The following is a 14,053-nucleotide window of genomic DNA, read 5'->3' on the forward strand; positions in this document are numbered from 1 at the left end:
TTTTCTGTTTTTCGTCCATAATTCTTCATTCTTCATTCTCAGTTCTTCGTTCTTACTTGCAAATCTACAAATATTTCCGATAAGTTGGAGAGAAAATTATTTTTTCTACAATAAGTCTTTCTAAATAATAAGAGAAATTCCTACCTTTGCAGGCAAATTAACAAATAGGTAACATCTATTACAAAATGAGCGAAAAAGCACCCTTTATGGTATTCTCGGGAACTAACTCGAGATATCTTGCAGAGAAAATCTGCGCAAGTCTCAATTGTCCTCTGGGAAACATGAACATCACCCACTTTGCAGATGGTGAGTTTGCCGTTTCTTACGAAGAATCAATTCGTGGCGCACATGTATTCCTTGTGCAGTCTACTTTCCCTAACTCAGACAACTTAATGGAACTTCTCCTGATGATCGACGCCGCCAAACGTGCATCTGCAAAGAGCGTCGTAGCTGTTATCCCCTATTTCGGATGGGCACGTCAGGACAGAAAAGACAAACCTCGTGTATCTATCGGAGCTAAATTGGTAGCCGACCTGCTTTCAGTAGCAGGTATCGACCGACTGATTACCATGGATTTGCATGCAGACCAGATTCAGGGATTCTTCAATATCCCCGTAGATCACCTGTATGCATCAGCCGTATTCCTCCCCTATATCCAGTCATTGAAACTGGAAGACCTGGTGATTGCTACACCGGACGTAGGTGGTTCAAAACGCGCCAGCACTTTCTCCAAATACCTTGGTGTACCTTTGGTACTCTGCAACAAGTCACGTGAAAAAGCCAATGAAGTAGCTTCTATGCAAATCATCGGTGACGTGAAAAACAAAAACGTAGTACTGATCGATGATATCGTAGATACAGCAGGTACCATCACCAAAGCTGCCAATATCATGATAGAGGCCGGAGCCAAATCTGTACGCGCTATTGCCAGCCACTGTGTAATGTCTGACCCTGCTTCCTTCCGTGTACAGGAATCCGGACTGACTGAAATGGTATTTACAGACAGTATCCCTTACGCTAAGAAATGTGCGAAAGTGAAACAACTGAGCATCGCTGATATGTTTGCCGAAACAATCAAGCGGGTAATGAATAACGAGTCCATCAGTTCACAGTACATTATTTAATGGATAATGGATAATGGATAATGGATAATGGATAATGGCCATGCGGACATTTTCATTATCCATTTTCATTATCCATTAAATGATTTATTTTCATTATATACCTGCCCTCCGCTGATTATCATTATTACCACAATTTCTCTCCTCATCCCATAAAAAAATGGACTACACTTTTCGCGCAGCCCATTATCCATTTTCCATTTAAGAATTATCCATTAAAGAAGTCTTCCCATTTTATAGGTTCCTTTTTTGATCACCTTTCCGTCTTTATCCGTTTCTACAAAAGGACCATCTTTCTTTCCTTGTTTGAAGAAGCCTTCGAAGCGGTTACCGTCTTTGTCGATTTGAACGCCTTGTCCTTCTTCCAGTCCGTCTACAAAACCACCTTTATATTGCATACCGGCAACGGTTTTCAGAGAGCCCTGACCGTGAGGACGATTATTTTTCCAGTCTCCTTCGTAAACATCCCCGTTACTCCATTTATAGATACCTTTGCCTTCGCGTTTATTGTTTTTCCAGTCACCTTCATACATAGCACCGTTTGCCCACGTGAAGGTACCTTTTCCATCCTGCATACCGTCTTTGAAATTTCCTACATATTTATCTCCATTGGCATGATAGTAAACGCCTTCTCCGGTACGTTCTCCCAAAAGATAAGAACCTTCGTAGCGATCTCCCGTATGGAAAAAATAAGTACCTTTTCCATGCTGGATATCATCTGCCCAGTCACCGTCATACTTGTCTCCGTTGGTATATTCGAATACGCCTTTTCCGTGACGTACATCATCTTTCCAGTCACCGTCGTACTTGCAGCCATCGTCCCAGTTCATGGTACCTTTGCCGTTCTTCTTGTCATTCTTCCAGTGACCGCTGTATTTAGCACCGTTCGCCCACGTATAAGTACCTTCGCCTTCACGCTTGTCGTTCGCCCAGTTGCCCACGTATAAGTCGCCATTATGATAATACATCGTTCCGGCACCATGCTGATAATCCTGGAACCACATTCCGTCATAACGGTTATTATTCATAAAATAATAGATTCCTTTTCCGTGTTGCTGATCCTGGAACCACTGACCTTCGTACTTCTCTCCATCCGGAAAAGAATAGATTCCGTAGCCTTCACGTTTTCCTTTGATATATTCCCCTTCGTAGACATCCCCATTTTTAAAGACCGTTTTCCCTTTTCCGTTCGGTTTGCGTCCTTTCATCTCTCCTGTATAGACGCTACCATCTTTGAAAGTATAATTTCCGATTTTTATTTCTGTAGAGAATGTGTCTTTCAACTTTCCGAAGAACCCACCTTTGCTGGTATTGTTATCTTGTGCCATCACTCCTCCCTGTGCAAGAAGAGTCAAAAAAAGTGTAGTATATAGATATTTCCTCATTAGTTTTACTCGTTACTCATTAAAATTACAGTTTGGACAAAGATACAACTTCTCTCCCAAAAAGTGCCATACCGGAAAGCAAATTATGACAACTTTTTACCAGCAATGACCTCTTTTAATGTCTCTTTGCACAAATAGCGCTGTGCCAATTCCTGTATTTCCTGAGGTGTCACCTCATTTACAGCCTGCAAAGAACGGGAGAAATACTGGTCATCCAGCCCCGAAGTAGCAATAAAAATCCACGCATCCGCCAGCGAGAAAGGCGATTCATAGCTCCGGCACATTTCGCCCAGCATATAGTTGCGCACCATCGTCAGTTCTTCCATAGGAACAGGCTCCCGGTGTAGTTTGTCTATCTCATTATATACTTCCTGTATCAGCGGTTCCACGTATTCATTATCCGTTTCGGTCGAGATTCCCAGCAAACCGCTATCCGGATAGAACATAATTCCGGCAGAAATCCCATAAGTATATCCTTTCTCTTCACGGATATTAGACATCAGACGGCTGCCAAAGTATCCTCCGAACAGCGTCATCAGTACGCGTAATTTCAGATAGTCAGGATTCTGACGGGTAATGGTGGTACATCCCATCTTCACCGCACTTTGCAAAGCGTCTTCACGCTCTATGAATATTCGTTTTTCGGGAACGGCAACGAATGAAAATATCGGTTTTGATGCTTTCAGCTGATATTGTCCGAAAGGAGTCCCGAAAGCACCGGTCACCCGGCGGATGATATCTTCCGTCACCTTACCCGACAGGAAAATGGAACAGTTGCCCGAATGATAATGCCGTCCGTAGAAATCACGGAGTACTTCCGGTATAATGGCATGATAATCCTCCTCCACTACAATTTGCCCGCATGGATGCTGTGTCCCGTAAAGCGCCTGTAACAGGCCACGGTGTGCAAGGAAGTCTACTTTAGAAGTATTGACCAGATATTGCTGGATATTCGTATCCAGGATGGTATGCAGTTCTTTCTCCGGAAACACAGGTTCCTTAATCATGGATTCCACGACTTCCAGCGTTTTTGCCAGATACTTGTTCAGCGAGTAGACAGTGATATAAGCATACTCCGACGAACTGGACAGTTCGAGCCATGAACCATAATAATCCAGTTTCTCTGCAATGGTTGCCGCCGTATACTTCTGCGTGCCTTCGCGTAGCATCCGGTTTGTAAACAGCGCCTGCAACTTCTGCGACTGTTGCCAGCGCCCTCCGGCAAAAAGAATATCCATACGGACCACCTCCTGTTCACCGGCATTGACAACCGTCAACGGGACACCGTTCGGCAAAGTAGTCCGGACGGGAGAAAGGATATGGAAATTTTTCAGGGCTTGTATTTCAGGTTGTATCGTACGATCCATAAATCAGCTTCTGTTCTTCAAAAATTCTTCTGCATGTTTCAGATCCTGCGGTGTGTCGATACCGATCGTTTCCACGTCACTGATGCCTACCTTTATTTTATATCCATTCTCCAGCCAGCGCAACTGTTCGAGTGATTCTGCCAACTCCAGAGAGGATTGCGGTAGAGCGGTGATCTCCTTCAATACTTCCGTGCGATAAGCGTACAGACCGATATGTTTGTAATAGGTATGTCCCTTCAGCCAGTCTTCCTTATCGGCATTGCGCTGAAAAGGTATGATGGAACGGCTGAAATAAAGTGCGTTCCAATTCTTGTTGAGCACCACTTTCGGGGAGTTGACATTCTCCAGTACGGCAAACGGTTCATCGGCTGTGAAAGGCTTCACCAACGTAGCAATCTGCGTGGTAGGGTCTTCGAAACAAGCCTTTACAGCATTCAGCTGGGAAGGCTGGATGAAAGGTTCGTCCCCCTGTATATTGACTACCACATCAAAGTCGCCCCCGATCTTTGTGCACGCCTCATAGCAGCGGTCGGTACCACTTTTATGATCAATGGAAGTCATGACAACTTTTCCTCCGAATGCTTTTACGGCAGCTTCAATACGTTCGTCATCGGTAGCCACATAAGCATCATCCAAGATGCCCGCTACTTGTTCGTATACACGCTGTATCACCGTCTTCCCCCCCAGCATAGCCAATGGTTTCGCAGGGAAACGGGTGGATGCGTAGCGGGCAGGTATTATTCCCAGAAATTTCATATCTGATTGTATTTTAATTCTTCTAATCCTTTCACAACATACTCTCTTTTCAGGTCTTCCGGCTTCAACACCCGGTCATCGAAAGAGAGCAAATCAATATCCAGACTGACTTTTTCTTCCTTCTTATCCTCCGGACGACGCCCAGCGGACTGCTCGATAGCTTTCAGCTCCTTGCGCACTCTTTCCTCCTCCGCTTCCGAGAAGAACATCGCCACCTGATTGGAGAACAATGCCGGACTTCTGAAAAACAAAGGGCGTGTCTCCTGTTCAGACGTAAAGCGGATGGTAGGAAACAAATCCACCAGTCTCCTGCGAGCCAGAAGAAGATTCTCTTTCCGGTTGTAGTTACTTCCGATACAAATGATACATTTATGCACGATGAGAGGTTTAATTAAACAAATCGTCCAGTCCCGTTTCTTCGAAGACTTCTCCGTCCGGTGTTTCCGAACCGGCACAAGGGTCAAAACCTTCGGGCAGTTTAAACGTTTCCGTCTGGCTGTATCCCAAAGTCGGGTCATCGTAGACTTTCTTCATATAAGTTGCCCAGATAGGCAATGCGGCGGCAGCCCCTTGTCCATAAGTCATTGTACCAAAGTGGATGTCACGTTCATCACCTCCTACCCAGCAACCGGACACCAATGATGGAGTAAAGCCCATAAACCAGCTATCCGAGTTATCATTGGTCGTACCTGTTTTACCGCCCATATCGGCCGTAATTCCGTAACGGCGAACACGTCCGCCTGTTCCTTCATTGATAACGGAACGAAGCATTACCAACATCTTGTATGCGCTCGAAACACTGATAACTTCTTCCATCTGCGGTGCAAACGTAGAAAGCACATTGCCGTCACTATCTTCAATGCGGGTGACGAATAACGGAGCTACCCGAATCCCCTTATTGGCAAAAGCTGTATATGCGCTTACCATTTCACCGACAGAAATTTCGCAGGGACCCAAACAAAGTGAAACAACAGGGTCGATCGCCTTGTTTCGTACACCAAAACTATGAATCAGCCTTACAAGGTTATAAGGATTCAGTTTACCCATCAGGTAAGCCGAAATCCAGTTATCCGAATTGGCCAGTCCCCATTTCAGAGTCACCATTTCACCATAACGTTTATTATTGGCGTTTCGGGGAGTCCATGCCTCTCCTGTTTCGGTAATCAGCGTTTGTTCTACATGACGCACCTGATCACAAGGTGAAAATCCGTTCTCCATCGCCAGTGTATACAGATACGGCTTGATAGTAGAACCTACCTGACGGCGTCCCACCATTGCCATGTCATATTGGAAATATGTATAATTCGGTCCTCCAACATACGCCTTCACATATCCGGTCATCGGGTCCATCGACATGAATCCTGTACGCAGGAAGTGTTTGTAATAGCGAATAGAGTCCATCGGAGTCATAATCGTATCCTTCTCACCTGCCCAGGTGAAAACAGACATTTCCTGAGGAGTATCGAATGCTTTGCGAATCTCCTGTTCAGAAGCACCCGCTGACTTCATTACATTATAACGTTCGGTTTGTTTCATGGCTCTGGTCAGCAATTCTTCCACCCGCGCCTGCGGCAATGCCCTTGCATACGGGGCGTTCTTACTTCCTTGTTTTTCTTTAAAGAACAGAGGTTGCAAGAAGTCGCCTAAATGTTCTTTGATAGCATCCTCAGCGTATTGCTGCATATGCGAATTGATGGTGGTATAAATCTTCAGACCATCCGTGTAGATATTATAACTCGAGCCGTCTTTCTTTTTATTTTTGGCGCACCAGCCGTACAGCGGATTTGTTTCCCATGAAAGTGAATCTTCATAATACTTCTGCATCTGCCAGCCGCGGTACTCGCTCTTAACCGGTTTCTTGGCAGTCATCACACCACGAAGATATTCGCGGAAATAGGTTGCCAGACCTTCTTTATGGTCTACACGGGTATATGCAAGTTTCAGCGGAAGTGCCTGCAAAGAATCACATTCCGCATCCGAGATGTAACCGGCTTTTTCCATCTGACGCAGTACGACGTTACGACGTCCCAATGCATTCTCACGGATTTTCGGATTTCGGGATACCGGATTATAACGGGACGGATTCTGACACATTCCCACCAACATCGCTGCCTGCTCTATTTTCAAATCTTTGGGTTCACAGCCGAAATAAGTAGACGCGGCTGTCTTTATACCGACAGCATTATTCAGGAAGTCGAACTTATTAAGATACATTGTCAGAATCTCTTCTTTCGTATAGTAACGTTCCAGTTTTACGGCAATCACCCATTCGATCGGTTTCTGCAACAGACGCTGCATAGTATTGCTTGCCACCTTTTCCGTAAACAACTGTTTTGCCAACTGTTGTGAGATCGTACTACCTCCACCCGCACTTTTCTGCAACAATAATCCACGCTTGACGATGGCACGGAAAAGTGCCTTCGCATCAATACCGGAATGTTCGGCAAAGCGAACATCCTCCGTCGCAATCAGCGCATGAATGATGTTGGGAGAAAGATCGGCATAGCTGCTGTATACACGATTGTTTTTTTCCATTGAGAAGGTACCCAGTACTTTCCCGTCTTCCGAGAATACCTCAGTTGCAAATTTATAATTGGGATTTTCCAGTTCTTCCACAGGAGGCATATAGCCTATCCAGCCCTTAGAGATAGACACAAAAACAACTACGATAGCTATTAAAGCAACTGCCAACAATCCCCAAAGAGCGTTTATTATTTTTCGAATCATGTTTCTTCTAGCTTAAAAAAGATGCTTATAATTAAGCCGCAAAGGTAGATAAAATATAGCATACAGCAAACGAGTTTTTGATTTATTTGATATTTTAAAACCAACCGAAAAACGAATAAAAAGAGAAAAAAAGTTTGTATTTTACATTTTCTTCGTACCTTTACACTCCGGTAAAACAAGTTCTATCCACATAAAAGATAACAAAATGGAAAACAGAAGTTTAGTAACCATTGCCGAACATTCTAAAGAAAAAATCCTCTACATGCTCGAAATGGCGAAGCAGTTTGAAATGAACCCCAACCGCCGGTTATTGCAAGGTAAGGTAGTAGCAACCCTGTTCTTCGAACCTTCCACCCGTACCCGTTTGAGTTTCGAAACAGCAGCCAATCGCCTCGGCGCACGCGTCATCGGATTTACTGATCCGAAAGCAACCAGCTCCTCAAAAGGAGAAACACTCAAAGACACGATCATGATGGTTAGCAGCTATGCGGATATCATCGTCATGCGACACTATCTCGAAGGAGCTGCCCGATATGCCAGCGAAGTAGCACCCGTACCCATCGTCAATGCAGGAGACGGAGCCAACCAGCACCCGTCACAAACGATGCTCGACCTCTACTCCATCTACAAAACTCAGGGAACACTGGAAAACCTGAACATCTTTCTGGTGGGAGACTTGAAATACGGACGCACCGTCCACTCACTACTGATGGCTATGCGTCACTTCAATCCTACATTCCACTTCATCGCCCCCGATGAACTGAAAATGCCGGAAGAATATAAGCTATACTGCAAAGAGCATCAGATCAAATACATTGAACATACCGAATTTACCGAAGAAATTATCGCTGACGCCGACATCCTGTACATGACCCGTGTGCAACGCGAACGCTTCACCGACCTGATGGAATACGAACGAGTGAAAAATGTATATATCCTGCGCAACAAGATGCTGGAGAACACCCGTCCGAACCTCCGCATCCTGCACCCGCTGCCCCGTGTCAACGAGATTGCTTACGACGTGGACAACAACCCGAAAGCATATTATTTCCAACAGGCGCAAAACGGTCTGTATGCCCGTGAAGCCATCCTTTGCGACGTATTAGGTATCACATTAGAGGACGTTAAAAACGATATTTTATTATGAGCGAAAATAAACAAGCATTGCAAGTAGCTGCCCTGAAAAACGGGACAGTGATTGACCATATCCCATCAGAAAAACTCTTTACTGTCGTACAGTTACTGGGCGTGGAGCAAATGAAATGTAACATCACCATCGGCTTCAACCTCGACAGCAAAAAGCTAGGAAAAAAAGGCATTATCAAAATCGCCGACAAGTTTTTCTGCGACGAAGAAATCAACCGCATATCGGTAGTAGCACCTTACGTAAAACTGAACATTATCCGCGACTATGAAGTCGTTGAAAAGAAAGAAGTCAGAATGCCGGACGAACTGCACGGCATCGTAAAATGCGCCAATCCGAAATGCATCACGAACAATGAACCTATGCCTACGTTATTTCATGTGATAGACAAGGATAATTGCATCGTGAAGTGCCATTATTGCGAGAAAGAACAGAAACGCGAGGAAATCACCATCCTCTAGTTTCTCCATTCCTCATTCTTAATTTTTTATTAAATTGAAACAAGACTGGAAACCGGGAACGATGATCTATCCGCTGCCTGCCGTATTGGTGAGTTGCGGAAAAGATGAAAGTGAATATAATATTATAACAGTAGCATGGACGGGTACGATTTGCACAAACCCGCCCATGTGCTATATATCCGTACGACCGGAACGACACTCCTACGACATCATCAAGAAAAATATGGAGTTCGTCATCAATCTGACAACTAAAGATATGGCGTTCCCCACCGACTGGTGCGGAGTACGTTCGGGACGGAATTATCGTAAATTCGAAGAGATGAAACTCACTCCGGGACGCTGCACCGTAGTCAGCGCACCGCTGATCGAAGAGTCTCCCCTCTGCATCGAATGTCGCGTGAAGGAAATTGTTTCGCTCGGTTCACATGATATGTTTATCGCCGATGTGGTAAACGTCCGTGCAGACGACCGGAACCTGAATCCCGAAACCGGCAAGTTCGAACTGGCGGAAGCGAACCCGCTGGTATATGTGCACGGAGGATATTACGACCTGGGAGAAAAAATAGGGAAATTCGGCTGGAGTGTAGAAAAGAAGAAATAAAGAAAAAAGTACTGCCATGAATATACTGCGCAACATAATTCTTTTCGGTTGGATGGCGATAGCTTGCACAGCTTTCGCCCAAGATCGTAACGCAGATAAAGTGGAACGTCCCAACACAAAGAAAATCAACTTTGGTATCAAAGCCGGATTTAATTCTTCCATGTTTATGGTATCCGAATTGAAAATCAAAGACGTAACGATCGACGAAGTACAAAATAATTATAAGATCGGCTATTTTGGCGCGATCTTCATGCGCTTTAATATAAAGAAGCATTTCATTCAGCCGGAAGCATCCTATAATGTCAGCAAAGGCGAGATCACCTTTGACAAACTCGGTTCGCAACACCCTGCCATCGAACCCGATTATGCTTCGGTACAGTCCGTACTTCACAGTATCGACTTCCCTATTCTCTACGGATATAACGTAGTGAAAAAAGGACCATACGGAATGTCTATCTTTGCCGGTCCAAAACTCCGGTATCTATGGGGAAAGCAGAACGAAATCACTTTCACAAACTTCGACCAGAAAGGGATTCATGAAAAGCTGTATCCGCTCAATGTCAGCGTCGTGATCGGTGTCGGCGTCAATATCTCCCGCATCTTTTTCGACTTCCGCTACGAACAGGGGATAGGAAATATCTCCAAATCCATCGTATATGACAATATCAATTCAGACGGCAGCACGGGAGTCAGCCCTATCATTTTCCGCCGCCGCGACAGCGCATTAAGTTTCTCGTTCGGATTCATTCTTTAAGAAACATCCGACAGCCGGCTGATTAACTTTTGATAGTCGGCAACCGACAAAAACAGACACCTCCTATTCATTCTGTACGATAAATTATCCATTATCTATTAATTTCCTCCATTTACTAACATTTTTCTTATAGTTCCTTCGTTCTTTATTTATTTTCACTAACTTTGTGCGCTTAAAATAGGTATCTCGAATTAGAAATTTAATATTACTTATAAAAAGAATGAAAAGAGACGACTTAATTTTCGATATCATCGAAAAAGAGCACCAACGTCAGCTGAAAGGTATCGAGCTGATTGCATCTGAAAACTTTGTAAGTGACCAGGTAATGCAGGCAATGGGTTCTTGCCTGACTAACAAGTACGCAGAAGGTTATCCGGGCAAACGTTACTACGGAGGTTGTGAAGTAGTTGACCAGAGCGAACAAATCGCTATCGACCGCCTGAAAGAAATCTTCGGTGCCGAATGGGCAAACGTACAACCGCATTCAGGAGCACAAGCCAATGCAGCCGTATTTCTGGCTGTTTTGAATCCGGGCGACAAATTTATGGGATTAAACCTCGCACACGGCGGACACCTTTCTCACGGTTCATTAGTAAACACTTCCGGTATCATTTACACTCCTTGCGAATACAATCTGAATCAGGAAACCGGCCGTGTAGACTACGACCAGATGGAAGAAGTTGCGTTGCGCGAAAAGCCGAAAATGATTATCGGCGGCGGCTCTGCTTATTCCCGCGAATGGGACTACAAACGTATGCGTGAAATCGCAGATAAAGTAGGCGCTATCCTGATGATCGACATGGCTCACCCAGCGGGTCTGATCGCTGCCGGACTGTTGGAGAACCCGGTTAAATATGCACACATCGTCACTTCGACTACACATAAAACACTTCGCGGACCTCGTGGTGGGGTCATCATGATGGGAAAAGATTTCCCTAATCCTTGGGGAAAGAAAACTCCGAAGGGTGAGATCAAAATGATGTCTCAATTACTGGATTCAGCTGTATTCCCAGGTGTACAGGGCGGACCGTTGGAACACGTAATCGCTGCCAAAGCCGTAGCTTTCGGCGAAATCCTGCAACCGGAATACAAGGAATATGCAAAACAGGTTCAGAAGAATGCTGCCGTACTGGCACAGGCTTTGATAGACCGTGGTTTTACAATCGTTTCCGGTGGTACGGACAATCACTCCATGCTGGTTGACCTGCGTAGCAAATACCCTGATCTGACAGGTAAAGTAGCAGAAAAAGCATTGGTTTCTGCTGACATTACCGTGAATAAGAACATGGTTCCGTTTGACAGCCGTTCTGCTTTCCAAACTTCCGGTATCCGTCTGGGTACTCCTGCCATCACAACCCGTGGTGCGAAAGAAGACCTGATGATCGAAATTGCCGAAATGATCGAAACAGTTCTGTCTAACGTGGAAAATGAAGAGGTGATTGCACAAGTACGTGCACGTGTCAATGAGACAATGAAGAAATATCCTCTTTTTGCTGATTAAGATTTCTTTCTTTGAGTAACCAAATGCCGGTAATGTGAATTAGCAGCATTTGTGTTCAACATTTCATAAAGAATTTCTTTTGAATTTTATAAGCCTGCTTTCTGTGAAGAAAACAGGCTTTTCTTTTTTATTTATTAACAGAGTCAGACAAACTATCTGCCCAAAAATATGTTTTCTTACTACAAAAAGAGAAATTGAAATACGCACTATACTTTTCCGGAAAGCAGCAACTTCAATCGTACAGTGTATCAGACAAGGTCAACATACCGGTACACTGGACTCTATATACAATCATCCCCGTCTTCCCAAACTATCAGAAGTGGAAAGACGGGGATTTATATTGGATGATTGACAGTACAGAAATATACTAAATGAAATAGTAAAAATCAGCTCAGTCCTTCAATTTCACCATCTACAATGTCAATATGCAGCGCTTGCGGCTCTTTGGGCAACCCCGGCATACGAAGGATTTCTCCTGCAATCGCTACAATCATTTCGGCGCCGTTATTAATCACTATATCCTTGATATGAAATTCGAAATTATTCACGGCACCATAAATCTTCGGATCGGCAGAGAAGGAGTATTGTGTCTTGGCAATGCAAACCGGATAATGAGTGATTCCCATTTTCTCAATCAGTTTGATGCGATTACGGGCGATGCTGCTATACGTAATGACGCTGGCTCCATAAAGGTTGGTAGCCACTTTCTCTATTTTCTGCTGTACACTGTCTTCTTCTTTATACGTATAACGCAAAGGTTCGGACGGATTATTTTCTATCGTATCGACTACGAGGCGGGCCATATCTACCGCTCCTTCACCACCTTCGCTGAACGCATTATTGATGGCGTAACCTACACCCAACTGTTCGCAGTGCTCGCGCAGCATTTCCATTTCCTCGTCCGTGTCGGTGGCAAACTTATTGAAAGCAACTACTACCGTCTGTCCGAAAGAGCGAAGATTACGAATATGTTTATCCAGATTGCGCAATCCTTCTTTCAATCCTTCCATGTTCGGTTCCTTGATGCGGTCGAGGCTGACACCACCGTGCATCTTCAGTCCTTGTGCCGTAGCGACAATCACGGTCAGTTTAGGCTGGAGTCCGCTTTTGCGGCATTTGATGTTATAGAACTTTTCAGCACCGAGGTCTGCGCCGAATCCGGCTTCCGTGATCACATAGTCACCGAATGACATTGCCAGTTTGGTGGCAAGAATAGAGTTACAGCCATGAGCGATATTGGCAAACGGTCCGCCGTGTACGAAAGCGGCGGTACCTTCGGTCGTCTGCACCAGATTCGGATGGATGGCGTCTTTCAGCAATACCGTGATAGCTCCCGCCACTCCGAGATCTTTCACCGTAAAGGGCTGGTCATCATATGTAAAACCAAGCAGAATATTTTCAATGCGGCGGCGCAAGTCTTCCACATCTTTGGAAAGGCAGAGAATGGCCATAATTTCCGAAGCCGGAGTAATATCGAAGCCTGACTCCTGCGTGATGCCGTTCGACTTGGGTCCGAGTCCGACTACGATGCTGCGCAACGAACGGTCGTTCACGTCGAGCACCCGACGCCAGAGAATTTCTTTCAATCCGAAACCTTTCGCCTGATTCTGATAAAGATAATTATCGAGCAAAGCAGAAATCATGTTATGCGCGGAAGTAATCGCATGAAAGTCTCCCGTAAAATGCAGATTGATCTTCTCCATCGGAAGCACCTGTGCATATCCCCCACCCGCTGCTCCTCCCTTCATGCCGAAGCAAGGACCGAGAGACGGCTCGCGCAAAGCGACAATCGCCTTCTTTCCGATTTTGTTCAGTCCCAGGGCGAGACCGATAGATACTGTAGTTTTGCCAATACCCGCCTTTGTCGCTGTGATGGCAGTTACCAGGACAAGGTTACTTTTCTTCACTTTCTCCTCATCGATCAGTTGTTCGGGAATCTTCGCGATGTAGCGACCATAATTTTCGACTTCTTCACGAGGGATTCCGATGCTTTCGGCAACTTGCTTGATCTTTTTCAACTCGACACTGCGAGCTATTTCTATGTCTGATTTCATACAGAATATGATTAGTTTTATTTGAAGTGACAAAAGTATAACAAAAAAGCGAAACTGAGAAATTTAAGACGCTCTCTCGTTTGCCCGGAACTTCCGCACAATTAATTTATATTTTTATAAACTATGACGATAACGCACATACTCCCCTAAACTCTTTTTGTACAAGAACTGTTGTTAAGAAC

General features: G+C 44.8%; 12 protein-coding genes. 6 read left to right on the forward strand and 6 right to left on the reverse strand.

Going from position 1 to position 14,053, the window contains the following annotated elements; genetic code table 11:
- Positions 1–185 precede the first annotated feature (185 nt).
- Positions 186–1,124, forward strand: a complete 939-nt coding sequence (locus NBH01_RS04020; RefSeq protein WP_225679888.1) for a ribose-phosphate pyrophosphokinase — start codon at positions 186–188, stop codon at positions 1,122–1,124.
- A 212-nt stretch (positions 1,125–1,336) separates the two neighbouring features.
- Here NBH01_RS04020 and NBH01_RS04025 read toward each other — a convergent pair whose 3' ends face one another.
- From NBH01_RS04025 to NBH01_RS04045, 5 genes are all read right to left on the reverse strand, one after another.
- A complete protein-coding gene (locus NBH01_RS04025; protein ID WP_250700002.1) occupies positions 1,337–2,506 on the reverse strand; it encodes an MORN repeat-containing protein in 1,170 nt (389 codons plus the stop codon).
- An 83-nt stretch (positions 2,507–2,589) separates the two neighbouring features.
- Entirely contained in the window at positions 2,590–3,873 is a 1,284-nt protein-coding gene (locus NBH01_RS04030) for a M16 family metallopeptidase (protein WP_054959078.1), read from the reverse strand.
- Positions 3,874–3,876: 3 nt separating this feature from the next.
- Positions 3,877–4,629, reverse strand: coding sequence for a 3-deoxy-manno-octulosonate cytidylyltransferase (gene kdsB, locus NBH01_RS04035; protein WP_008761419.1), 753 nt, complete (start codon positions 4,627–4,629; stop codon positions 3,877–3,879).
- Positions 4,626–5,006 (reverse strand): 2-amino-4-hydroxy-6-hydroxymethyldihydropteridine diphosphokinase, encoded by a 381-nt coding sequence (locus NBH01_RS04040; protein WP_008761418.1) that lies wholly within the window; start codon positions 5,004–5,006, stop codon positions 4,626–4,628. Before NBH01_RS04040 ends, kdsB begins: the two co-directional genes overlap by 4 nt.
- Positions 5,007–5,016: 10 nt before the next feature.
- Positions 5,017–7,356, reverse strand: a complete 2,340-nt coding sequence (locus NBH01_RS04045) for a transglycosylase domain-containing protein (protein WP_016267452.1) — start codon at positions 7,354–7,356, stop codon at positions 5,017–5,019.
- Between the two features lie 205 nt (positions 7,357–7,561).
- On the opposite strand from NBH01_RS04045, the gene pyrB reads away from it, so the two are divergent.
- The 5 genes from pyrB (at position 7,562) to glyA (ending at position 11,817) form a co-directional block, all read left to right on the forward strand.
- The gene (gene pyrB / locus NBH01_RS04050; protein WP_008761416.1) at positions 7,562–8,503 is read left to right on the forward strand and encodes an aspartate carbamoyltransferase; all 942 of its coding nucleotides are present in this window, start codon (positions 7,562–7,564) and stop codon (positions 8,501–8,503) included.
- Complete coding sequence (gene pyrI / locus NBH01_RS04055; protein WP_008761415.1) at positions 8,500–8,961, forward strand: aspartate carbamoyltransferase regulatory subunit; 462 nt, start codon at positions 8,500–8,502, stop codon at positions 8,959–8,961. Before pyrB ends, pyrI begins: the two co-directional genes overlap by 4 nt.
- A gap of 34 nt (positions 8,962–8,995) precedes the next feature.
- The gene (locus tag NBH01_RS04060; RefSeq protein WP_008761414.1) at positions 8,996–9,562 is read left to right on the forward strand and encodes a flavin reductase family protein; all 567 of its coding nucleotides are present in this window, start codon (positions 8,996–8,998) and stop codon (positions 9,560–9,562) included.
- A 16-nt stretch (positions 9,563–9,578) separates the two neighbouring features.
- Positions 9,579–10,316, forward strand: coding sequence for a porin family protein (locus NBH01_RS04065; RefSeq protein ID WP_008761413.1), 738 nt, complete (start codon positions 9,579–9,581; stop codon positions 10,314–10,316).
- 220 nt (positions 10,317–10,536) lie between these two features.
- On the forward strand, positions 10,537–11,817 hold the full coding sequence (gene glyA / locus NBH01_RS04070) for a serine hydroxymethyltransferase (RefSeq protein WP_008761412.1): 1,281 nt from the start codon (positions 10,537–10,539) through the stop codon (positions 11,815–11,817).
- A gap of 386 nt (positions 11,818–12,203) precedes the next feature.
- On the opposite strand, the gene NBH01_RS04075 is transcribed toward glyA, so the two are convergent.
- Positions 12,204–13,871 (reverse strand): formate--tetrahydrofolate ligase, encoded by a 1,668-nt coding sequence (locus NBH01_RS04075; protein ID WP_055218080.1) that lies wholly within the window; start codon positions 13,869–13,871, stop codon positions 12,204–12,206.
- Positions 13,872–14,053: the final 182 nt, after the last annotated feature.

Origin of the sequence: Bacteroides sp. B1-V-101 (assembly GCF_023656585.1) — a bacterium.
Taxonomy (GTDB): Bacteria; Bacteroidota; Bacteroidia; order Bacteroidales; family Bacteroidaceae; genus Bacteroides; species Bacteroides thetaiotaomicron.